Genomic DNA, 22,929 nt, shown 5'->3' with positions numbered 1-22,929 from the left:
ATTTAGAATTGCTGTTCTTCCGTCGAGCCAGTCAATGCCGTCACCGATGATTCGCCACCCTGAATGATATTGGTGACTTTATCAAAGTAGCCCGTACCCACTTCTTGCTGATGGGATGCAAAGGTATAACCGCGCTCAGCTGATGCAAATTCTGGCTGCTGCACTTTCTCAACATAGTGCTTCATGCCTTCGCCCTGCGCATAAGCATGGGCTAAATCAAACATGTTGAACCACATGCTGTGGATGCCTGCCAGGGTAATAAACTGGTATTTGTAACCCATCGCCGACAGATCATCCTGGAAGCTGGCAATCTGCTGGTCGGTCAGATTCTTTTTCCAGTTAAATGATGGCGAGCAGTTATAAGCCAATAATTTACCAGGGAATTTCGCATGAATCGCCTGCGCGAAGCGTTTAGCCAGTTCCAGGTCCGGCGTAGAGGTTTCACACCAGACCAAATCAGCATAAGGGGCATAGGCCAAACCACGGCTGATCGCTTGCTCAATACCGGCATGTGTGCGGAAGAAGCCTTCGGCTGTGCGCTCGCCGGTCACGAATTCACTGTCATATGGGTCGCAATCAGAAGTCAGTAAATCAGCCGCATCAGCATCAGTACGGGCAATCAACAAGGTTGGCACACCCAGAACATCGGCGGCTAAACGGGCAGCAACCAATTTTTGAATCGCTTCTTGAGTCGGCACCAACACCTTACCGCCCATATGACCACATTTCTTCACCGCAGCCAGTTGGTCTTCAAAATGCACCCCCGCCGCGCCAGCTTCAATCATAGCTTTCATCAATTCAAAAGCATTCAGCACACCACCAAAACCGGCTTCAGCATCAGCCACAATCGGCAGGAAATAGTCGGTATACCCTTTGCTACCCGGTTCAATATTATTCGACCACTGAATCTGATCCGCGCGGCGGAAGCTATTATTAATTCTTTTAACCACCGCAGGGACCGAGTCGACTGGATATAACGACTGATCGGGATACATGCTAGAGGCAGTATTCGCATCGGCGGCAACCTGCCAGCCCGACAGATAAATTGCCTCAACACCGGCTTTCGCTTGTTGCAGAGCCTGACCACCGGTTAACGCACCGAGACAGTTGATATACCCTTTGCGTGCACCACCATGCAGTAATTCCCACAGTTTATGTGCTCCGTGCTGCGCCAGCGTGCATTCAGGATTTACTGAACCGCGCAGTTTAATCACCTCTTCTGCGCTATATGGTCGGGTGATACCTTTCCAGCGCGGCGATGTCCATTCCTGTTCCAACTGCTGAATTTGTTGAGTACGAGAGGTAGTCATGGCGATATTCCTTATTATTCAATTTTGTAGGGTTAAATAGGGTGTGATACCCAAAGTCATTGGAGTTGCAGGTAGGCAGCAAGCGAACGAATCCCGATGAGCTGACACAAGTCAGTGATTCGGGTGAACGAACGTAGCTAACACCGCTGCGGCTTCAAGGACGAAGAGTGTTTTAGGCCAGTAATGCATAGCCTGGTAGCGTCAGGAAGTCGATAAGCTCGTCTTGTGTTGTAATTCGCTCCATCAGACGCGCGGCTTCTTCAAACCGCCCGCCATCAAAGCGCTCTGCGCCAAGCTCAAGCTTCACTACCTGCATTTCTTCACTCAACATGCTGCGGAACAGTTCTTTGGTCACCGTCTGGCCATTACTCAAGCTTTTCTGGTGATGGATCCATTGCCAAATAGAAGTACGCGAAATCTCTGCTGTTGCGGCATCTTCCATCAGGCCATAAATTGGTACGCACCCATTGCCAGAGATCCATGCCTCAATATATTGCACTGCCACCCGAATATTGGCTCGCATCCCTTCTTCAGTACGATCGCCAGTGCAAGGCTCCAATAACTCAGCAGCCGTGATCGGTTTATCCTGCTCACGCGTGACCTCTAACTGATTTGGCCGTGAACCTAATACCCGATTGAAGACCTCCATCACGGTATCTGCCAGCCCTGGGTGCGCAACCCAAGTACCGTCATGACCATTGCTGGCTTCCAACTCTTTGTCAGCACGAACTTTATCCAGTACCAGAGCATTCTTTTCTGCATCTTTATTCGGGATAAAGGCCGCCATGCCGCCCATCGCCAACGCACCACGCTTATGACATGTCTTGATCAGCAGGCGAGAGTAGGCACTGAGGAAAGGTTTCGTCATCGTCACTGACTGGCGATCCGGTAATACACGATCACTGTGATTCTTCAGCGTTTTGATATAACTAAAGATATAGTCCCAACGGCCACAATTGAGAGCAACAATATGATGGCGCAGGTGGTAGAGGATCTCGTCCATCTGGAATACTGCGGGTAATGTTTCAATTAATACCGTGGCTTTGATGGTGCCTTGTGGTAAATCGAAACGTTGCTCAGTAAAGTTGAAAACATCACTCCACCAGGCGGCTTCCTGATAGGATTGCATTTTTGGTAAATAAAAATAAGGGCCGCTACCTTTGGCCAGTAATTGCTTATAGTTATGGTAGAAATACAATGCGAAATCGAATAAGCCTCCGGGGATTGCTTCCCCTTGCCATTTAACATGTTTCTCTGGCAAGTGCAGGCCGCGAACCCGGGCAATCAATACGGCAGGATTAGGTTTTAACTGATAAATTTTGCCAGATTCATTTGCATAAGAAATTGTGCCTTTTACCGCATCGCGCAGGTTAATTTGACCTTCGATAACCTTATCCCAGCTCGGTGCTAATGAATCTTCAAAATCGGCCATAAAGACTTTCACATTGGCATTGAGGGCATTAATCACCATCTTGCGCTCAACCGGCCCGGTGATTTCCACTCTGCGGTCACGTAAGTCTGTAGGAATACCTTGAATCTTCCAGTCACCATCACGAATGGAATTGGTTTCCGAAATAAAATCAGGTAAAGCACCCTGATCAATGGTCTGTTGCCACGATGCCCGTGCAGCAAGGAGTTTGTTCCTCGACTCAGCAAACTGCACCACCAATTCGGTCAAAAATTCAATGGCCTCATCTGGCAAAACTTGCCGCTCAGCAGCATTAAAATGCGGTGTGAAAACTAACTCCGTGCCAACTAACTGTTGTGTCATTACCCTTCCCCTTACCAATCTCACTTCATTCACATCAACGCTAACGTAGCGTCACTCTTGGATTCTTATCGGGTAATGCCTTCCGGCTGGAAATTTAAGGCTGGATTTCATGGTTATTTTTCACCCCGACAGGACTAAGAATAATCAATTAATCATTAAAATCAAAAACGATTTCCATTTTTATTTAAAATATTTTTTTAATCTTTATTTATCATATTGTTAACATAGGTATGTGTTATAGACAGATAGGAATAGGCTTCCATTACTAGCGTTTTTCGAAGATAACTCATTGTTTAGCAAAGAGATCAGACCAGTTTATCGAAGGGGAATAAGCTTTTTTACTGGGGAATAATAGACAGGCGGCATCGATTCAGCCGCCTTTATTAACATTTGAGGTGATAAAAAGTCAGTCGAGCGTAGGATTCATATGGCGCAAATCAAATGGGGTGATTTGGTACACGTAGTAGTTCAGCCAGTTCGCAAACAGCAGATGACCGTGGCTACGCCACGATGCTTTTGGTGGTAAAGAAGCATCGTCATCAGGGAAGTAATTGAGTGGAACTTGTGGGTTAAGACCGGCGGCCACATCACGCTGATATTCACCCGCTAGCGTGTCGACGTCGTATTCAGGATGACCGGTAACAAAAGCCACTCGCTTATCTTTACTGGCAAACAAATAAGCTCCAGCCTCTTCTGATGAGACCAGGATATCCAAATCTGTATATTGCTTAAGCACCTCAAGTGGGAAATCGGCATAGCGAGAATGAGGTGCCAGGAATGTTTCATCAAACCCTCGGGTGAGTAGTGCCAGTGGCTCTCGAGTTTGGTGTTGGTAAATACCAGAGAGTTTGACCTCGCGAGTCATCTTAGGAATGCCATACAGGATATTTAAGGCCGCCTGTACCGCCCAGCATACGAACAAGGTTGAGGTCACGTGGTCCTTTGCCCAAGCAATAATACGCTCGATCTGTGGCCAGTATGCGACGTCACAAAAATCAACTAAACCGAGAGGTGCGCCAGTCACGATCAACCCATCAAAATTCTGATCCTGGATATCTTCAAAGTCACAGTAGAAGTTATTCAGATGCTCTGCTGGCGTATTTTTTGACTCACGGCTATCAATGCGCAGCAATTGGATATCAATCTGTAAGGGTGAGTTAGAGAGTAAACGTAGGAATTGATTCTCCGTCTCAATTTTTTTAGGCATTAGATTCAGAACCAACACCTTCAGGGGACGAATTTCCTGAGTTTTCGCGCGCGATGAGGTCATCACAAAGACATTCTCATTGCGTAAGAAACTCACTGCGGGTAATTCATCAGGAACCCTAATTGGCATGCCTATATCCTCAATATATCCGTTTATACGTTTAGACTTCTAGATGCCTGAAGATAGCGGGTTTTCAGTAAAAAGTCGAGTGATCTGCCACAACCTGAAAATGTTTCATTACCACCATCTCAATAGCACTTAGTGCAGTGAACAGTCGGCATATATTCTCGATACTGCCAAAATGCAAAAACCCTCTACAAATGCAGAGGGTTATCATTTTCTATGACTCTATTTTTGAGGGCTATCTGTGATTTAGCTACATTTTCAGCATACAACAAACTCGTCACTAACATCTATTTTCGGATAGCACAAAAGCAAAAACCCCACGCTTTTGGCATGGGGTTTTTGCTTGATTTGATACCTGGCAGTGTCCTACTCTCGCATGGGGAGACCCCACACTACCATCGGCGCTACGGCGTTTCACTTCTGAGTTCGGCATGGGGTCAGGTGGGACCACCGCGCTATTGCCGCCAGGTAAATTCTTTTCTACTACTACCGAACTTTAACCCATGTAACTGGTGCTGATACCCAGAGTCGAACTGGGGACCTCACCCTTACCAAGGGTGCGCTCTACCAACTGAGCCATATCAGCACAACTAAATTTGATGCCTGGCAGTGTCCTACTCTCGCATGGGGAGACCCCACACTACCATCGGCGCTACGGCGTTTCACTTCTGAGTTCGGCATGGGATCAGGTGGGACCACCGCGCTATGGCCGCCAGGCAAATTCTGTCTAAACTAACCCGCTATATGTCTCCACACAGCCAGCCAGCCCAATCTCGGAACTTCGCTGAAAATTTCTATCTCTCAAATCTAAAACACCTTTGGTGTTGTAAGGTTAAGCCTCACGGATCATTAGTACTGGTTAGCTCAATGCATCGCTGCACTTACACACCCAGCCTATCAACGTCATAGTCTTTAACGTTCCTTCAGGGGGCTTAAAGCCCCAGGGAAGACTCATCTCGAGGCAAGTTTCCCGCTTAGATGCTTTCAGCGGTTATCTCTTCCGAATTTAGCTACCGGGCAATGCCATTGGCATGACAACCCGAACACCAGTGATTCGTCCACTCCGGTCCTCTCGTACTAGGAGCAGCCCCTCTCAATCTTCCAACGCCCACGGCAGATAGGGACCGAACTGTCTCACGACGTTCTAAACCCAGCTCGCGTACCACTTTAAATGGCGAACAGCCATACCCTTGGGACCTACTTCAGCCCCAGGATGTGATGAGCCGACATCGAGGTGCCAAACACCGCCGTCGATATGAACTCTTGGGCGGTATCAGCCTGTTATCCCCGGAGTACCTTTTATCCGTTGAGCGATGGCCCTTCCATTCAGAACCACCGGATCACTAAGACCTACTTTCGTACCTGCTCGAGCCGTCACTCTCGCAGTCAAGCTAGCTTATGCCTTTGCACTAACCTCACGATGTCCGACCGTGATTAGCTAACCTTCGTGCTCCTCCGTTACTCTTTGGGAGGAGACCGCCCCAGTCAAACTACCCACCAGACACTGTCCTCACCCCGGATCACGGGGCCGAGTTAGAACATCAAACATTAAAGGGTGGTATTTCAAGGTTGGCTCCATGCAGACTGGCGTCCACACTTCGATGCCTCCCACCTATCCTACACATCAAGGCTCAATGTTCAGTGTCAAGCTATAGTAAAGGTTCACGGGGTCTTTCCGTCTTGCCGCGGGTACACTGCATCTTCACAGCGAGTTCAATTTCACTGAGTCTCGGGTGGAGACAGCCTGGCCATCATTACGCCATTCGTGCAGGTCGGAACTTACCCGACAAGGAATTTCGCTACCTTAGGACCGTTATAGTTACGGCCGCCGTTTACTGGGGCTTCGATCAAGAGCTTCGCCTTGCGGCTGACCCCATCAATTAACCTTCCAGCACCGGGCAGGCGTCACACCGTATACGTCCACTTTCGTGTTTGCACAGTGCTGTGTTTTTATTAAACAGTTGCAGCCAGCTGGTATCTGCGACTGGCTTCGGCGCCGGGAGCAAGTCCCATTACCTAATGCCAGCGTGCCTTCTCCCGAAGTTACGGCACCATTTTGCCTAGTTCCTTCACCCGAGTTCTCTCAAGCGCCTGAGTATTCTCTACCTGACCACCTGTGTCGGTTTGGGGTACGATTTAATGTTACCTGATGCTTAGAGGCTTTTCCTGGAAGCTTGGCATCAACTACTTCACCACCGTAGTGGCTCGTCATCACACCTCAGCGTTGATAAGCAACCGGATTTACCAAGTCGCTCCGCCTACATGCTTAAACCGGGACAACCGTCGCCCGGCTAGCCTAGCCTTCTCCGTCCCCCCTTCGCAGTAACACCAAGTACAGGAATATTAACCTGTTTCCCATCGACTACGCTTTTCAGCCTCGCCTTAGGGGTCGACTCACCCTGCCCCGATTAACGTTGGACAGGAACCCTTGGTCTTCCGGCGTGCGGGTTTTTCACCCGCATTATCGTTACTTATGTCAGCATTCGCACTTCTGATACCTCCAGCAACCCTCACAGGTCACCTTCAACGGCTTACAGAACGCTCCCCTACCCAACAACACCTAAGTGTCGCTGCCGCAGCTTCGGTGCATGGTTTAGCCCCGTTACATCTTCCGCGCAGGCCGACTCGACCAGTGAGCTATTACGCTTTCTTTAAATGATGGCTGCTTCTAAGCCAACATCCTGGCTGTCTATGCCTTCCCACATCGTTTCCCACTTAACCATGACTTTGGGACCTTAGCTGGCGGTCTGGGTTGTTTCCCTCTTCACGACGGACGTTAGCACCCGCCGTGTGTCTCCCGTGATAACATTCTTCGGTATTCGGAGTTTGCATCGGTTTGGTAAGTCGGGATGACCCCCTAGCCGAAACAGTGCTCTACCCCCGAAGATGAGTTCACGAGGCGCTACCTAAATAGCTTTCGGGGAGAACCAGCTATCTCCCGGTTTGATTGGCCTTTCACCCCCAGCCACAAGTCATCCGCTAATTTTTCAACATTAGTCGGTTCGGTCCTCCAGTTAGTGTTACCCAACCTTCAACCTGCCCATGGCTAGATCACCGGGTTTCGGGTCTATACCTTGCAACTAGACGCCCAGTTAAGACTCGGTTTCCCTACGGCTCCCCTATTCGGTTAACCTTGCTACAAAATATAAGTCGCTGACCCATTATACAAAAGGTACGCAGTCACCCAACAAAGTAGGCTCCCACTGCTTGTACGTACACGGTTTCAGGTTCTATTTCACTCCCCTCGCCGGGGTTCTTTTCGCCTTTCCCTCACGGTACTGGTTCACTATCGGTCAGTCAGGAGTATTTAGCCTTGGAGGATGGTCCCCCCATATTCAGACAGGATGTCACGTGTCCCGCCCTACTCATCGAGTTCACAGCAAGTGTGTTTTGGTGTACGGGACTATCACCCTGTACCGTGCGACTTTCCAGACGCTTCCACTAACACACAAACTGATTCAGACTCTGGGCTCTTCCCCGTTCGCTCGCCGCTACTGGGGGAATCTCGGTTGATTTCTTTTCCTCGGGGTACTTAGATGTTTCAGTTCCCCCGGTTCGCCTTGCATGGCTATGTATTCACCATGCAATAGTGCAACGAATTGCACTGGGTTTCCCCATTCGGGTATCGTCGGTTATAACGCTTCATATCAGCTTACCGACGCTTTTCGCAGATTAGCACGCCCTTCATCGCCTCTGACTGCCTAGGCATCCACCGTGTACGCTTAGTCGCTTAACCTCACAACCCAAAGGTGTTTTTCGTTATTGGTGTGGCTGTGAACACACTCTGCTATGTTGTGCAGTGCGCGCAATCCTCATGAACGTTAAGTTCACTCCGGTTGCTGTGCGCTGTACGCCTTGCTGAGTGTCTTCTCGCTCACACTGCAACAATGATTACCCATTGGCATTGCGATTATTTGAGAGACTCTAATACAGGTTAATCCTTACCTCAGTCATTCTACGGAGAGATAAGTTTCAGCTGTATTGTTTCAATTTTCAGCTTGTTCCAGATTGTTAAAGAGCAATATTTCACAACACACTGTGCCTTACGGCCGCAGTACGTTTTGAAATAGTTTTTTTATATGGTGGAGCTAAGCGGGATCGAACCGCTGACCTCCTGCGTGCAAGGCAGGCGCTCTCCCAGCTGAGCTATAGCCCCATATAAAAAGCAAAATACCTTATCGGCATAACTCATTCTCAGACAAGGCGCAGTCACGCGACGTTTATGGGTATAAACGAGTGTGTCTGTAACGCACTATGAGGATGAGTTGGTGGGTCTGAGTGGACTTGAACCACCGACCTCACCCTTATCAGGGGTGCGCTCTAACCACCTGAGCTACAGACCCAACAAGGTACTAAAGCCCGACTAATCTCTCAGTCCGGCCTTATTTGCTCGTTACTTTCTATCAGACAATCTGTGTGGACACTACGCAATGCGTATCGTTAGGTAAGGAGGTGATCCAACCGCAGGTTCCCCTACGGTTACCTTGTTACGACTTCACCCCAGTCATGAATCACAAAGTGGTAAGCGCCCTCCCGAAGGTTAAGCTACCTACTTCTTTTGCAACCCACTCCCATGGTGTGACGGGCGGTGTGTACAAGGCCCGGGAACGTATTCACCGTAGCATTCTGATCTACGATTACTAGCGATTCCGACTTCATGGAGTCGAGTTGCAGACTCCAATCCGGACTACGACAGACTTTATGTGGTCCGCTTGCTCTCGCGAGTTCGCTTCACTTTGTATCTGCCATTGTAGCACGTGTGTAGCCCTACTCGTAAGGGCCATGATGACTTGACGTCATCCCCACCTTCCTCCGGTTTGTCACCGGCAGTCTCCCTTGAGTTCCCACCATTACGTGCTGGCAACAAAGGATAAGGGTTGCGCTCGTTGCGGGACTTAACCCAACATTTCACAACACGAGCTGACGACAGCCATGCAGCACCTGTCTCACAGTTCCCGAAGGCACCGAAGCATCTCTGCTAAGTTCTGTGGATGTCAAGAGTAGGTAAGGTTCTTCGCGTTGCATCGAATTAAACCACATGCTCCACCGCTTGTGCGGGCCCCCGTCAATTCATTTGAGTTTTAACCTTGCGGCCGTACTCCCCAGGCGGTCGACTTAACGCGTTAGCTCCGGAAGCCACGCCTCAAGGGCACAACCTCCAAGTCGACATCGTTTACAGCGTGGACTACCAGGGTATCTAATCCTGTTTGCTCCCCACGCTTTCGCACCTGAGCGTCAGTCTTTGTCCAGGGGGCCGCCTTCGCCACCGGTATTCCTCCAGATCTCTACGCATTTCACCGCTACACCTGGAATTCTACCCCCCTCTACAAGACTCTAGCTTGCCAGTTTCAAATGCAGTTCCCACGTTAAGCGCGGGGATTTCACATCTGACTTAACAAACCGCCTGCGTGCGCTTTACGCCCAGTAATTCCGATTAACGCTTGCACCCTCCGTATTACCGCGGCTGCTGGCACGGAGTTAGCCGGTGCTTCTTCTGCGAGTAACGTCAATCAACCGTGCTATTAACACGACTGCCTTCCTCCTCGCTGAAAGTGCTTTACAACCCGAAGGCCTTCTTCACACACGCGGCATGGCTGCATCAGGCTTGCGCCCATTGTGCAATATTCCCCACTGCTGCCTCCCGTAGGAGTCTGGACCGTGTCTCAGTTCCAGTGTGGCTGGTCATCCTCTCAGACCAGCTAGGGATCGTCGCCTAGGTGAGCCATTACCCCACCTACTAGCTAATCCCATCTGGGCACATCCGATGGCGTGAGGCCCGAAGGTCCCCCACTTTGCTCTTGCGAGGTCATGCGGTATTAGCTACCGTTTCCAGTAGTTATCCCCCTCCATCAGGCAGTTTCCCAGACATTACTCACCCGTCCGCCGCTCGCCGGCAAAGTAGTAAACTACTTCCCGCTGCCGCTCGACTTGCATGTGTTAGGCCTGCCGCCAGCGTTCAATCTGAGCCATGATCAAACTCTTCAATTTAAGATTTGTTTGATTTGCTGCTAATAAAAGCAGCGATGCTCAAAGATTACTTTCTGCAAATAAGCATTCGAACCGAAGTTCAAATGTGTACTGCTTTGGTCACTCTTCAAGACTTTGATATTTCTTCTGCCTGTCGAAACAGGCTTCGATATCGTCTTGCGAGTGCCCACACAGATTGTCTGATAAATTGTTAAAGAGCAGTGCGTTAGCAACCGGTGGTTGGTAACGCGAGGTGCGCATATTACGCTTTCCTCATTCAGAGTCAACTACTAATTTCGTTGAATTTCTCTGTTCTCTTTGCCGGTCACTTAACTACTTGATTCGTTGTGTGCCGTCTCGATGGATGCGCATTATAGGGAGTCGAATTTTTTGCACAACTCTTTTTTCGCCTTTTTCTACTGTTTGAATACTTTTCACTCCTTACGTGCAGATCTTGGTCGATCCGCTGCATTTTCCCTATGATCCCTACGGTCGATTGGTTGTAATTCCATCAGCAAAGGCTAGTATTGCCGGTAAAGTGTGATCTTATTGAGAGGCTATTGCTATGTCCGACCCTATCCGCCCTTATCTTCATTATTCACCTACTCTTGGTAAACGCGTGATGATCGATGGATCGAGCGTGATCATTGGTAATGTCATTTTGGGTGATGATGTCAGTGTCTGGCCGTTGGTTGCTATTCGTGGTGATGTTAATCAGGTCGTCATTGGCGCTCGTTCAAATATTCAAGATGGTAGTGTGTTACACGTAACCCATCATTCAGAGCATAATCCTGAAGGGAACCCCCTAGTTATTGGTGAAGACGTTACTGTTGGCCATAAAGCGATGCTCCACGGTTGTACTATTGGCAATCGGGTACTGGTGGGGATGGGGTCTATTTTGTTAGATGGTGCAGTTATCGAAGATGATGTGATGATTGGCGCGGGGAGTCTGGTTTCCCCAGGTAAACGATTAGTCAGTGGTTACCTCTATATGGGGAGCCCAGCCAGACAAGTTCGCCCTTTAACGCCGGCAGAATTAGAAGGCCTACTTTATTCTGCGAGCAACTACGTACGCTGGAAAGATGACTATCTGGCAGAAACTAAATAAGCAGTAACATAAGATGCAGGGAGTAAATCATTACCTTCCCTGCATTATTGAATATCTTTCTATCGGCTCAGTTCATCACGCAACTTATTTAGCACCGGTGTTATCTGTGGCATCACGCCATGCCAAAGTTTGAAAGCATGGGCTGCCTGCCCCACCAGCATCCCTAAACCATCAGCGTAACTCGCCACACCCAACTGCTTAGCCCAAGCTAAAAATGGTGTATCCCCCACTTGATAAAACATGTCATAGCAACGTGTTGCAGGACTCATAATATCTTTAGATAAGTTTGGTACTTCGCCATGAATTCCAGCAGCGGTAGCATTTATGATTAAGTCAAACTGCTGTCCACTCAGCGCCTGCATTTCGGCAGCCTCGATATCACCCAAATGATGAAAGACTTCGGCAAGCTGCTGTGCGCGGCTATAAGTCCGGTTAGTGATGACCACAGTGCATCCATAAGAGAGTAACGGCAAGATCACACCGCGCGCAGCCCCCCCCGCGCCCACCAATAAGATCCGATCAGAGACTCGGATCAAACCCTGGCGCTCAAGATCACTGAGCAAACCAATACCGTCCGTATTATCACCTAACAAGCGTCCGTCTTCTAATTGCTTGATAGTATTGACAGCACCTGCCAGTGACGCACGATCGGTTAGTTCATCACATTTGGCATAAGCGCGCTCTTTAAACGGCGTGGTAATGTTCGCGCCTAATGCACCATCTGCAAAAAACGACGTTAACGTTTCCTCAAAAGCGCCATGAGCGGCTAATACCATACCGTATTGATGCTCTATACCTGTCTGCTCGGCAAAAAGCGCATGAATCCTTGGCGACTTACTGTGCCCAATGGGGTTACCAAACACTGCGAAATTCTGATCCATGCTACTTTCTATCCTTGGCGAAATTGCTTACCGGTTAACGCATCTCTTATTTCAGATGGATTCAAACGACCACCCACCTCGCCAGAGAGCACTGGGAGAAAAGGGCCAAATTGCATTCTCACTTCAGTTTCTGTACGGCATGGCTCGTGACCGCTTAAGTTGGCACTGGTTGAAACCAGTGGCTTGCCATATTGCGAGCAAAGCTGCTGTACCAGTGGGTGGTCACTCACCCTTACAGCCAATGAGCTAAAACTGCCTGTTAACCAACGCGGTGTCTTAGCGCGCGCTGGAATAACCCATGTTACCGGCCCAGGCCAACAGGAGAAGAGCATTTCCTGTTGCGCTGTATTCAGCATTGAGTCATCAATATATGGCTTCAACTGCTCATAGTTAGCGGCGATTAAGATCAAACCTTTTTGCCATGGCCGCTGTTTTAAAGCTAATAAAGCATTTACTGCTTTTTCACTATCAGGGTCACAACCTAAACCAAAAACGGCTTCTGTTGGATAAGCGATGACCTCTTCTTGTTGCAAAGCCCGCAATACATCTGACAGAGCACCACTATTTTCTTGTTTATTCACGCTGTTATTACTCACTTACCACTGCCTTCCCACATAACTTGCTAGCGCAAAAACGTTTTACGCCTTGCGCGGTTCTCTTTTCCATTAACAAGGAATAGTGGCAATACGCACACTCTCCGGCAATGGGTTGCTGATTAATTGTAAACTGGCAATCGGGATAGCGATTGCAGGCGTGGAAGATCTTTCCAAACCGGGACTTGCGCTGTAGTAACTTGCCTTGGCCACATTGTGGGCAATCAATCGCTGTTTCATCAGGCTTATCAATAACTTCAGTATGATCACATTGTGGATATTGGCTACAACCAATAAACATACCAAAACGCCCTTGCCGTAACACCATTTCTGAACCGCATTCAGGGCAATATTGTCCTTCAAGAACTTTCACGATATGCCCATCAGATTGCGCTTTCAACGGGCGCATGTACTGGCAGCCGGGATAATGTGAACAACCAAGGAATGGGCCATGACCCCCACTACGAATGACTAAAGCCGATCCACATTCAGGACACGACCCATTATCCTTGGCAATAACTGTTTTCGTCATAACGCCTTCTATATAAGGTTATTAGCCAGCGATACTACCACTTAGTGCAAATAACCTTCATTGACTTCAAAAAGTAGCTCTTCCATCTGCTGATAGGCACTTTCATAACCCGGAATGTTAAACAGCACCATCAGCACAACCCATTTGAGATCCTCCAAGTCAATCTCATTAGAGTCCAACGCCATAATACGGTCGATGACCATCTCACGGGTATCAAGATGTAACACCTGAATTTGCTCAAGAAATAGGATGAAGCCGCGACAAGTGGTATCCAGACGTTGGGCTTCTTCCGCCGTATAAATCCGCAATGCTTGCGGATCCGCAGCATAAAGATAAGGTGCTTTCTGCCCTTCTTGTAGGTCTGCGAGAGCCTCTAACCAGTTCAGGGCGTTGTTGATATCCTCACGATAGAAACCTGCGTCAGCAAGATCGTCAGTAATTTTGTCTTGATCAACAAGCATTTCCGACTCGTTATGCATATAAGTTTCAAATAAGTAAATTAAAACGTCGAACATGGCCTGCCCTCCTTAATCGGACATAGCCGCCGGGTACAGCTGCGATCCACCCTGCTAACTCCAGCTCAAGCAATTTGCTGACGATATCTGGCACAGGTTGGCCGGCACGTTCGGCGACGACATCAACGGGTGTCACCTCATCTCCTACGTTAGCCAACACATCAGCAAATGGCAATTCAACTTGCTCCTCTGATGCAGAAATAGTTACTTTCCCGGGCAATGATATCCATTGAAGTGAACCGCCCACTTGTGTAGCTATCTCTTGTGCTGACCTCGCCAGATATGCGCCTTGTTGAATCAGCCAGTGCACACCTTCGCTGGTTGCACTCCCTAATGGCCCCGGTAAAGCAAAAACATCTCTCCCTTGCTCTATAGCATAGCGGGCAGTAATCAAAGAGCCACTTTTCAGCGTAGCTTCAACCACTAATACAGCAGAACTTAGCCCACTGATAATACGATTCCTTCTGGGGAAATGGGCAGCGACCGGCAATGCTGTTGTCAAAAACTCAGAGACCAGAGCTCCACCTTGGCACTCAATGTCTTTGGCCAGATGACGATGTCGACGTGGATATATGTTCTCCAACCCGCTACCTAATACCGCGATGGTCTTTCCTTTAGCATTCAAAGCCGCTTGATGACAAATCCCATCAATCCCAATTGCCAGACCACTGGTGATAACCAACCCCGTTCGAGCCAGTTCTGAAGCAAAGTAACAGCCCCACTGCTCACCATAGTGGCTGAAATGACGGCTACCCACCATGGCAATCTGAGAGCGATACAACACATCGAGCTCGCCAGAAACAAACAGCACCAGAGGAGCGGCAGAGATATGAGCCAAACGGGGTGGATAGCTTGGCTCACCGTAGGCTAATAAGTGGTGAGAAGGCTGACTCAGCCAAGTTAAACTGGCCTCAATATAGCGGGGATCTACTTGATAAAACTGCTGGCATTGCTGAGCATCCAATCCGTAAGCAGCCAATCTGCCGGGGTGGACATCACCACGGACAAGTAACCGTCTGACCAATGCACTGCTTTTCACTACCCCAAATCCCTTAACCTTGCTCATCCTGAGCCATAATTCAGCCGCTAACATATTGCCTCCCTGGCTTGCTTTCTATGCTGACACCGATTTGTTCAATTGGTAGACGATGCTGTCAATCAGAGCCGGAAATGTCTAGAATAGAGATTGAATATCATTCACTACTCGGACGCAGATCTAGATATTTATGTCAGTATTACAAGTATTACATTACCCAGATGAGCGGCTGCGCAAAATTGCGGCGCCGGTAAAAGAAGTCAATGGCGAAATCCAGCGTATTGTGGACGACATGTTCGAGACCATGTACGCGGAGGAAGGCATTGGCCTTGCCGCAACCCAAGTGGATGTTCATAAACAAATTATCGTGATTGATGTTTCGGAAAATCGTGACCAACGCCTGGTGTTGATTAACCCAGAGCTGTTGGAGAAAAGCGGTGAAACCGGCATTGAAGAAGGTTGCTTATCAATTCCTGAGCAACGGGCATTAGTCCCTCGCGCTGAAAAAGTAAAAATCAGAGCGCTGGACCGTGATGGTAAACCGTTCGAACTGGAAGCGGATGATTTATTAGCAATCTGTATTCAGCACGAAATGGACCATTTGGTTGGCAAACTGTTTGTGGACTATTTATCGCCGCTGAAACGTCAGCGTATCCGCCAAAAGTTGGAGAAAATGGCCAAGTTAAATGCCCGAGCCGACTAACCCCATCTAATGCAGGAAACCAACGTGTCTGACTCTTTGCGGATTATTTTTGCAGGAACGCCTGATTTTGCAGCGCGCCATCTTGGCGCGCTGTTGTCTTCCCAACATCAGATTGTTGGTGTTTTCACTCAACCGGACCGTCCCGCTGGCCGAGGTAATAAACTGACCCCGAGCCCAGTGAAGGTATTGGCAGAACAACAAAGTATTCCCGTTTTTCAGCCGAAATCGCTACGACCCGAGGAGAACCAACATCTCGTGGCTGATCTGAATGCTGATATTATGGTCGTAGTTGCCTATGGTCTGATTTTGCCTGCATCTGTTTTGGCAATGCCGCGATTAGGCTGTATTAACGTCCATGGTTCCCTATTACCACGCTGGCGTGGTGCTGCGCCTATCCAACGTTCAGTATGGGCCGGTGATGCAAAAACTGGGGTAACAATCATGCAAATGGATGTTGGGCTAGACACCGGAGATATGCTGCATAAAATTGAATGTGACATTCAGCCGGATGATACCAGTGCGACAATGTACGATAAGCTGGCGCAATTAGGCCCTCAGGGCTTATTGATAACATTGCAGCAATTAGCGCAAGGCAGTGCACAGCCGGAAGTACAAAATGAAGCACAAGCCACTTATGCAGAAAAGCTAAGTAAAGAGGAGGCCAAATTAGATTGGTCACTTTCTGCGGCTCAGTTAGAACGCTGTATTCGTGCTTTTAATCCTTGGCCAGTTAGCTATTTTGTCGTTGATGAACAGCTCATCAAGGTCTGGCAGGCACAGGTACTCCCTAAAGTAGATAATACCAAGCCCGGAACCATCATTCATGCAGATAAACATGGGATCCAAGTGGCTACCGCAGATGGCGTTTTAAATATCACGCAACTGCAACCAGCCGGCAAGAAAGCCATGTCCGCAGCTGACTTATTAAATTCACGTCGCGAATGGTTTGCGCCCGGTAGTCAACTAGCATAATAACTCAGCAGCTACAGCTATATACCTAATAGATGTCAAGATGCAGGAAGGCCGGTCCAGAGATGGTCAAGTAACGAGATCAGCCAACACCCCTGCAACTTGAAAGATGACGGATGTAGGTTTCATCGCCCGATACTTCATCATCGGGCCACTTTCCCTTTATTTGCTGACGTTTGTCGGCTTTTTTGGTTATGAAAAACACATATAATCTCCGCAGCATCGCTGCTAAAGCAATTAGCCAGGTATTGGATCAGGGGCAATCGCTCAGTACCGTTTTGCCTGGGCTACAGAAAAATATTTCCGATAAAGATCGCGCATTGCTACAGGAGTTGTGTTTTGGCACTTTGCGTGTTCTACCACAGCTAGAGTGGTGTATCCAGCAGTTGATGGCGCGCCCAATGACTGGTAAACAGCGTGTTTTTCACTACCTGATTATGATCGGGCTATACCAGTTGGTTTATACCCGGATTCCGCCACATGCTGCTTTAGCCGAAACGGTTGAAGGTGCCACTGCGCTGAAACGTCCGCAACTAAAAGGGTTGATCAACGGTGTACTACGTCAATTCCAGCGTCAGCAAGTGGAATTACTGGAGCGCGCTGCAAATAGTGATAGCCGTTACCTGCATCCTAGCTGGTTATTAGCGCGTATTAAGCAAGCCTATCCAGAACAATGGCAGCAGATTGTGGACGCGAATAACCAAAAGCCACCAATGTGGCTGCGGGTAAATCGTCTCCATCATACCCGCGGTGAATATCTCGAACTGTTAAAGCAAGCGGAGATAGATGCAGAACCTCATGCCTTTTATCCCGACGCAGTACGGCTTATTACCCCGTGCGCCGTCAATGATCTGCCTGGTTTCGAACAAGGCTGGGTAACAGTGCAAGATGCTTCAGCCCAAGGTTGTGTTGATCTACTTGATCCGCAAAATGGTGAACAGATCCTTGATTTATGTGCCGCTCCGGGCGGTAAAACAACACACATCCTCGAAGCTGCGCCAAAAGCACATGTATTAGCTGTGGATATTGATGAACAACGGCTCAGCCGGGTTAAGGAAAATTTACAACGTCTGAAATTACATGCAGTGGTGCGAGTCGGCGATGGTCGAACCCCGGATACATGGTGTGACGATCAGCAATTTGATCGTATTCTGCTAGATGCACCTTGCTCTGCCACCGGTGTGATTCGTCGCCACCCTGATATCAAATGGTTGCGCCGAGACAGTGATATTGCCGATCTGGCAGAATTACAATCTGAGATCATTGAAGCTATCTGGCCTAGATTGAAGAAAGGTGGCGTAATGGTTTATGCTACTTGTTCGATATTGCCGCAAGAGAATCAGCAACAGATAGCCGCTTTCCTGCAACGACATTGTGAAGCAGAATTGGTTGAAACTGGTACTAACGCGACTCCCGGTAAACAAAACTTGCCACACCCTGAGGATGGCGATGGTTTCTTTTATGCGAAGTTAATCAAAAGATAATCGTGGCTTTGGCTATGCCTCAAAACCTAATTTCAGTGTGGAACAGAGAACGCTATGAAAATAATTATTCTTGGGGCGGGGCAAGTTGGCGGAACCCTGGCAGAAAATCTGGTAGGCGAGAACAACGATATCACCGTTGTGGATGTTGACTCTGGCCGCCTACGCCAGTTGCAAGATAAATTTGATCTGCGTGTAGTACAAGGGCATGGATCGCATCCGAGAGTCTTGCGGGAAGCGGGGGCTGAAGATGCCGATATGTTGGTTGCAGTGACCAATTCTGATGAAACCAATATGGTTGCCTGCCAAATTGCGTATTCACTATTTAATACACCAAATCGCATCGCACGTATCCGTTCGGCTGAATATATTCGTGAAGCTGATAAGCTTTTTCTACCAGAAGCGGTACCCATTGACCATTTGATATCACCGGAACAGCTAGTTATCGATAATATCTATAAACTAATCGAATATCCTGGTGCATTACAGGTAGTTAATTTTGCTGAAGGTAAGGTCAGTATTGCGGCGGTAAAAGCCTATTATGGCGGCCCATTGGTGGGGAATGCATTATCCTCTCTGCGTGAACATATGCCTCATATTGATACCAGAGTGGCAGCAATCTTTCGTCAAGACCGACCAATTCGTCCACAGGGCTCAACTATCATTGAAGCAGGTGATGAAGTCTTCTTTGTTGCTGCCTCACAGCATATCCGCGCTGTAATGAGTGAGTTACAACGTCTTGAAAAACCCTATAAGCGCATTATGATTGTTGGCGGTGGTAATGTCGGAGCCGGTTTAGCCCTACGATTAGAAAAAGATTACAGTGTAAAATTAATTGAGCGTAACCCGCAGCGAGCCGCCGAATTAGCCGAGATGTTACACGATACTATCGTATTTTATGGCGATGCGTCAGACCAGGAACTGCTGGCAGAAGAGCATATTGAACAGGTCGATGTCTTTATTGCCATTACCAATGACGATGAAGCCAATATTATGTCCGCGATGCTGGCAAAACGGATGGGCGCAAAAAAGGCAATGGTATTAATCCAACGTAGCGCCTATGTCGATCTGGTTCAAGGAAGCGTTATTGATATTGTCATCTCACCGCAGCAGGCCACTATTTCAGCCCTTTTAGGTCATGTCCGTAAAGCGGATATTGTCAGTGTTTCTTCATTAAGGCGAGGTGTTGCTGAGGCAATCGAAGCAATTGCCCACGGTGATGAAACCACATCAAAAGTTGTTGGCCGAATGGTTGAGGATATAAAGTTACCACCAGGTACTACCATTGGGGCAATTGTACGTGGGGATGAGGTTATCATTGCCAACAGCAACTCCATAATTAAACAGGGTGACCACGTAGTGATGTTTATTACTCACAAGAAATTCGTGCCCGATGTGGAGCGTTTGTTCCAACCAAGCCCATTCTTCCTGTAATTATTAATAATTAACTAGTTCGAACCCATTTATAAATTAAAACTATTTCCGTAGATAGTGGGAAAATTTTCTATAATTATGGTTCTACCGAGTTTTATTTAGCTAAGATTAAGTCATTCATTTTTAAAGGGGGTGTCATTTATGAGTTTTATGAAGGAATTTCGTGAATTTGCCATGCGTGGCAATGTGGTCGATTTGGCAGTCGGGGTAATTATTGGTGCCGCATTTGGCAGAATTGTTTCTTCACTTGTTGCCGACATCATCATGCCGCCACTTGGCTTATTGCTTGGGGGGGTCGACTTCAAGCAATTCCATTTCATATTACGTGCTGCTGAAGGGACTATACCTGCTGTAGTAATGAACTACGGTACATTCATTCAGAGCATTTTCGATTTTGTTATTGTGGCACTCGCTATATTTTCTGCAGTGAAACTAATGAATAAAATGCGCCGTGAAAAAGCGGAAGAGCCTGCAGCACCGCCAGCACCAACAACAGAAGAAAAGCTGTTAGCCGAGATTCGTGATTTACTGAAAGCGCAGCAATCAAAGTAAGTTCAGTTTTGATAAACGTAAAAGCCATCATATGATGGCTTTTTACTGCTTTCAAATCAGAAGACCAGTGGTAATGAATCTATTGATTGCTTACCACTGGCCTCCCAGTTACCACCTTTTGCGTATTTTTCTTTACGCCGATAACTTCCTTTTCCTTTACTGTTCTGCTCGATACGTTGCCTGAAAAGTGGGTCATGGAGTAATGCTTCTAGCGCATTATCCTTAATTTTCCCCTTGGTATGTCGATATACCGCCATAATAAAACCTCACTGATAAATTTATTGATTAAAAATCCTACGCATAATACTGCTAATGTAAGCTGATTTAAACTACCCACCTAAAATTTAGTCTTTAGCGGGTTCTTCAGTCGCCCCTTGTTCCAGTGCTTCCAGAATAGAACAATAAGTCGTTGCATGAGTACTTCCGCAGCAGGCATTACTAAGGCGTTTTAGTGATTCACGCATTCTTTTAAACTCAGTTATCTTACTTTCCACATCATGTAATCGAGAATCCACAATTGCTTTTGATTCCTGGCAGGTATGATGTTCAGGATCGACACGAATCGACAGTAATTCGGCGATAGTTTCTAATGTAAACCCGAGCTGCTTCGCATAGCGGATAAAACGTAAACGCTGTAAATCTTGTTCACTATACAGTCGGTAACCACCTTCTGTCCGTTTGCCATGATCCATCATTCCTTGTTTCTCATAGTAGCGAATAGTATCTGGTGTAACATCAGCCAGTTTAGCGAGTTGCCCAATTTTTAACATTTAGTTACTCCTCTTTTGACAGTTTATCGACCATTTTATGTTGGTACTCCTGATGGAGAAAGTCAGTGCTAAACCCTGCTTGTCTCAATCTCAGTTCCAATAATGCCAAGCGCTTATGTAAATTCTGGTAGTTATCGTGCTGCATATCTATCTGTGACAACAATTCGGCGACAGTAAGTGCTTCTTGACGATCCTGCAATTCAACGGGGAGGTACCCTGCATTTTTCAGTAATCTGTAACCTGCTCTCAAATCAAGAGGAACTAGGGAGTCATCATCTAGCTGTAGTGGTTTACCGCTGCCTGACAGATTATCGAGTTCGCCCTTTTGCTGAGCATCAATAATGCGTCGTTCCGCCCATTCATCAATTAATTCCATATCACGACCAAGAGATCAGACTTTATAAAATCGAAGAATAGTTAAGGTTAAAGGATCGGTAGCAAAATAATAAGAGAGGATTGGCAATATATGGGAAGGATAAACGCATATCACTGATATTGTAGACGTAAAAAAACCGGGCAAGCCCGGTTTTTTTACGCGTTTACAGATTACTCTGCAGCAACTACTTCTGCTTGCGATGCAGCACGATCAACTAACTCGATGTAAGCCATCGGTGCGTTGTCGCCTGCACGGAAGCCACACTTCAGAATGCGAGTGTAACCACCGGCGCGGCTCGCGAAACGCGGGCCTAGCTCGTTAAACAGTTTTGCCACGATCTCGTTATCACGAGTACGGGCGAATGCCAGACGACGATTAGCTACGCTGTCGGTCTTGGCAAGAGTAATCAGCGGCTCAACAACGCGACGCAGCTCTTTCGCTTTCGGCAGGGTCGTCTTGATTATCTCATGACGAACCAAAGAGCCGGCCATGTTACGGAACATAGCCTGGCGATGGCTGCTGTTACGGTTCAGTTGACGACCACTCTTACGATGGCGCATGACCTTATCCTTCTCAGTAAAACCTTAACCTGTGATCCGGTTACTCGTCAGCAATGCTAGCTGGTGGCCAATTTTCTAGGCGCATGCCTAAAGAAAGACCACGTGAAGCAAGCACGTCTTTAATCTCAGTAAGAGATTTTTTACCCAGGTTCGGCGTTTTCAGCAACTCAACCTCGGTACGCTGTACCAGATCACCGATGTAGTGGATAGCTTCTGCCTTGAGGCAGTTAGCAGAGCGGACAGTCAATTCCAGATCGTCAACAGGGCGCAGCAGGATCGGATCGAACTCTGGCTTCTCTTCTTTAACTTCCGGCTGACGTACATCTCGTAAATCAACGAAAGCTTCAAGCTGTTCAGCCAAGATAGTTGCCGCACGGCGGATCGCCTCTTCAGGATCGATCGTACCATTGGTTTCCATCTCGATAACCAACTTGTCCAGGTCGGTACGCTGTTCTACACGCGCTGCTTCAACATTGTAGGCAATACGCTCTACAGGGCTATAGCATGCGTCTACTAACAGACGACCAATCGGGCGCTCATCTTCTTCCGAATGAATTCGGGCAGAAGCCGGCACATAACCACGACCACGTTGAACTTTGATACGCATACTAATAGATGCGTTCTCATCGGTCAGGTGGCAGATAACGTGCTGCGGCTTGACGATTTCGACATCCCCGTCATGGGTGATATCGGCTGCAGTCACAGGGCCAATGCCAGACTTATTCAGGGTAAGAATAACTTCATCTTTACCCTGAACTCTCACCGCCAGCCCTTTCAGGTTGAGCAGGATCTCCAGGATATCTTCCTGTACGCCTTCTTTGGTGCTGTACTCATGCAGTACACCATCAATCTCAACCTCGGTCACCGCGCAACCCGGCATAGATGAAAGCAGAATACGGCGCAGTGCGTTGCCGAGAGTATGGCCAAAGCCACGCTCTAACGGCTCAAGGGTCACCTTGGCGTGCGTCGAACTGACTTGCTCGATATCTACCAGGCGCGGTTTTAGAAACTCTGTCACAGAACCCTGCATTGTGTCCT

At 47.9% G+C, this 22,929-nt stretch carries 20 protein-coding genes, 3 tRNA genes and 4 rRNA genes; 6 read left to right on the top strand and 21 right to left on the bottom strand.

The window, feature by feature from the left end:
* Positions 1-2 precede the first annotated feature (2 nt).
* The 11 genes from aceA to V1955_RS01420 form a co-directional block, all read right to left on the bottom strand.
* Positions 3-1,310: an isocitrate lyase gene (gene aceA / locus V1955_RS01470; protein WP_083162083.1), complete on the bottom strand. Its 1,308-nt coding sequence runs from the start codon at positions 1,308-1,310 to the stop codon at positions 3-5.
* Positions 1,311-1,482: 172 nt separating this feature from the next.
* The gene (aceB, locus tag V1955_RS01465; RefSeq protein WP_442820446.1) at positions 1,483-3,081 is read right to left on the bottom strand and encodes a malate synthase A; all 1,599 of its coding nucleotides are present in this window, start codon (positions 3,079-3,081) and stop codon (positions 1,483-1,485) included.
* 406 nt (positions 3,082-3,487) lie between these two features.
* Positions 3,488-4,417 (bottom strand): homoserine O-acetyltransferase MetA, encoded by a 930-nt coding sequence (gene metA, locus V1955_RS01460; RefSeq protein WP_372560358.1) that lies wholly within the window; start codon positions 4,415-4,417, stop codon positions 3,488-3,490.
* A 350-nt stretch (positions 4,418-4,767) separates the two neighbouring features.
* Positions 4,768-4,883, bottom strand: a 5S ribosomal RNA gene (gene rrf / locus V1955_RS01455).
* Between the two features lie 41 nt (positions 4,884-4,924).
* A tRNA-Thr gene (locus tag V1955_RS01450) sits at positions 4,925-5,000 on the bottom strand.
* A 15-nt stretch (positions 5,001-5,015) separates the two neighbouring features.
* Positions 5,016-5,131 (bottom strand): 5S ribosomal RNA (gene rrf / locus V1955_RS01445).
* A 111-nt stretch (positions 5,132-5,242) separates the two neighbouring features.
* Positions 5,243-8,150, bottom strand: a 23S ribosomal RNA gene (locus tag V1955_RS01440).
* A gap of 344 nt (positions 8,151-8,494) precedes the next feature.
* A tRNA-Ala gene (locus V1955_RS01435) sits at positions 8,495-8,570 on the bottom strand.
* Positions 8,571-8,680: 110 nt separating this feature from the next.
* A tRNA-Ile gene (locus tag V1955_RS01430) sits at positions 8,681-8,757 on the bottom strand.
* Positions 8,758-8,859: 102 nt separating this feature from the next.
* Positions 8,860-10,402 (bottom strand): 16S ribosomal RNA (locus tag V1955_RS01425).
* The 16S, 23S and 5S rRNA genes sit together here with 3 tRNA genes alongside, the layout of an rRNA operon.
* A 99-nt stretch (positions 10,403-10,501) precedes the next feature.
* Complete coding sequence (locus tag V1955_RS01420) at positions 10,502-10,642, bottom strand: hypothetical protein (RefSeq protein WP_193784765.1); 141 nt, start codon at positions 10,640-10,642, stop codon at positions 10,502-10,504.
* Between the two features lie 304 nt (positions 10,643-10,946).
* Between V1955_RS01420 and V1955_RS01415 the strand changes: the two genes are divergently transcribed.
* Positions 10,947-11,489 carry a gamma carbonic anhydrase family protein gene (locus V1955_RS01415; protein ID WP_083161145.1) on the top strand — a complete coding sequence of 181 codons (543 nt, stop codon included), beginning with the start codon at positions 10,947-10,949 and terminating at the stop codon, positions 11,487-11,489.
* A gap of 59 nt (positions 11,490-11,548) precedes the next feature.
* Here the strand turns inward: V1955_RS01415 and aroE are convergent, their stop codons facing one another.
* From aroE to dprA, 5 genes are read right to left on the bottom strand one after another with little or no spacing between them, the layout of a single operon-like run.
* Positions 11,549-12,370, bottom strand: coding sequence for a shikimate dehydrogenase (gene aroE, locus V1955_RS01410; protein ID WP_372560356.1), 822 nt, complete (start codon positions 12,368-12,370; stop codon positions 11,549-11,551).
* 8 nt (positions 12,371-12,378) lie between these two features.
* Complete coding sequence (gene tsaC, locus V1955_RS01405; RefSeq protein ID WP_083163935.1) at positions 12,379-12,951, bottom strand: L-threonylcarbamoyladenylate synthase type 1 TsaC; 573 nt, start codon at positions 12,949-12,951, stop codon at positions 12,379-12,381.
* 7 nt (positions 12,952-12,958) lie between these two features.
* Positions 12,959-13,495: a DNA topoisomerase family protein gene (locus V1955_RS01400; RefSeq protein WP_083161149.1), complete on the bottom strand. Its 537-nt coding sequence runs from the start codon at positions 13,493-13,495 to the stop codon at positions 12,959-12,961.
* Positions 13,496-13,536: 41 nt separating this feature from the next.
* Positions 13,537-14,010 carry a DUF494 family protein gene (locus V1955_RS01395; protein ID WP_032906609.1) on the bottom strand — a complete coding sequence of 158 codons (474 nt, stop codon included), beginning with the start codon at positions 14,008-14,010 and terminating at the stop codon, positions 13,537-13,539.
* Positions 13,982-15,103, bottom strand: a complete 1,122-nt coding sequence (dprA, locus tag V1955_RS01390; protein WP_083161151.1) for a DNA-protecting protein DprA — start codon at positions 15,101-15,103, stop codon at positions 13,982-13,984. The genes V1955_RS01395 and dprA overlap by 29 nt, the downstream gene beginning before the upstream one ends.
* Positions 15,104-15,236: 133 nt before the next feature.
* Between dprA and def the strand changes: the two genes are divergently transcribed.
* The 5 genes from def to mscL all read left to right on the top strand — a co-directional run bounded on the left by def (position 15,237) and on the right by mscL (position 20,185).
* Positions 15,237-15,749 carry a peptide deformylase gene (def, locus tag V1955_RS01385; RefSeq protein WP_083161153.1) on the top strand — a complete coding sequence of 171 codons (513 nt, stop codon included), beginning with the start codon at positions 15,237-15,239 and terminating at the stop codon, positions 15,747-15,749.
* 24 nt (positions 15,750-15,773) lie between these two features.
* A complete protein-coding gene (gene fmt / locus V1955_RS01380) occupies positions 15,774-16,721 on the top strand; it encodes a methionyl-tRNA formyltransferase (RefSeq protein WP_083161155.1) in 948 nt (315 codons plus the stop codon).
* A gap of 191 nt (positions 16,722-16,912) precedes the next feature.
* Entirely contained in the window at positions 16,913-18,202 is a 1,290-nt protein-coding gene (gene rsmB, locus V1955_RS01375; protein ID WP_442820445.1) for a 16S rRNA (cytosine(967)-C(5))-methyltransferase RsmB, read from the top strand.
* Positions 18,203-18,256: 54 nt separating this feature from the next.
* A complete protein-coding gene (gene trkA, locus V1955_RS01370) occupies positions 18,257-19,633 on the top strand; it encodes a Trk system potassium transporter TrkA (protein ID WP_083161159.1) in 1,377 nt (458 codons plus the stop codon).
* 141 nt (positions 19,634-19,774) lie between these two features.
* A complete protein-coding gene (mscL, locus tag V1955_RS01365) occupies positions 19,775-20,185 on the top strand; it encodes a large-conductance mechanosensitive channel protein MscL (RefSeq protein WP_032906607.1) in 411 nt (136 codons plus the stop codon).
* Between the two features lie 56 nt (positions 20,186-20,241).
* On the opposite strand, the gene V1955_RS01360 is transcribed toward mscL, so the two are convergent.
* From V1955_RS01360 to V1955_RS01340, 5 genes are all read right to left on the bottom strand, one after another.
* A complete protein-coding gene (locus V1955_RS01360) occupies positions 20,242-20,442 on the bottom strand; it encodes an alternative ribosome-rescue factor A (protein WP_083161161.1) in 201 nt (66 codons plus the stop codon).
* A gap of 87 nt (positions 20,443-20,529) precedes the next feature.
* Positions 20,530-20,955, bottom strand: a complete 426-nt coding sequence (zntR, locus tag V1955_RS01355) for a Zn(2+)-responsive transcriptional regulator (RefSeq protein ID WP_420070861.1) — start codon at positions 20,953-20,955, stop codon at positions 20,530-20,532.
* A gap of 4 nt (positions 20,956-20,959) precedes the next feature.
* Positions 20,960-21,331, bottom strand: a complete 372-nt coding sequence (locus V1955_RS01350; protein WP_442820444.1) for a DnaJ family domain-containing protein — start codon at positions 21,329-21,331, stop codon at positions 20,960-20,962.
* 170 nt (positions 21,332-21,501) lie between these two features.
* Positions 21,502-21,891: a 50S ribosomal protein L17 gene (gene rplQ / locus V1955_RS01345; RefSeq protein ID WP_004391407.1), complete on the bottom strand. Its 390-nt coding sequence runs from the start codon at positions 21,889-21,891 to the stop codon at positions 21,502-21,504.
* A gap of 40 nt (positions 21,892-21,931) precedes the next feature.
* A complete protein-coding gene (locus V1955_RS01340) occupies positions 21,932-22,921 on the bottom strand; it encodes a DNA-directed RNA polymerase subunit alpha (RefSeq protein ID WP_002438685.1) in 990 nt (329 codons plus the stop codon).
* Positions 22,922-22,929: the final 8 nt, after the last annotated feature.

It is taken from the genome of Yersinia sp. 2545 StPb PI (assembly GCF_052217125.1).
Taxonomy (GTDB): domain Bacteria; phylum Pseudomonadota; class Gammaproteobacteria; order Enterobacterales; family Enterobacteriaceae; genus Yersinia; species Yersinia enterocolitica_E.
Note: the sequence above shows the minus strand (reverse complement) of the source record. Positions and strands in the feature narration are given on the sequence as shown.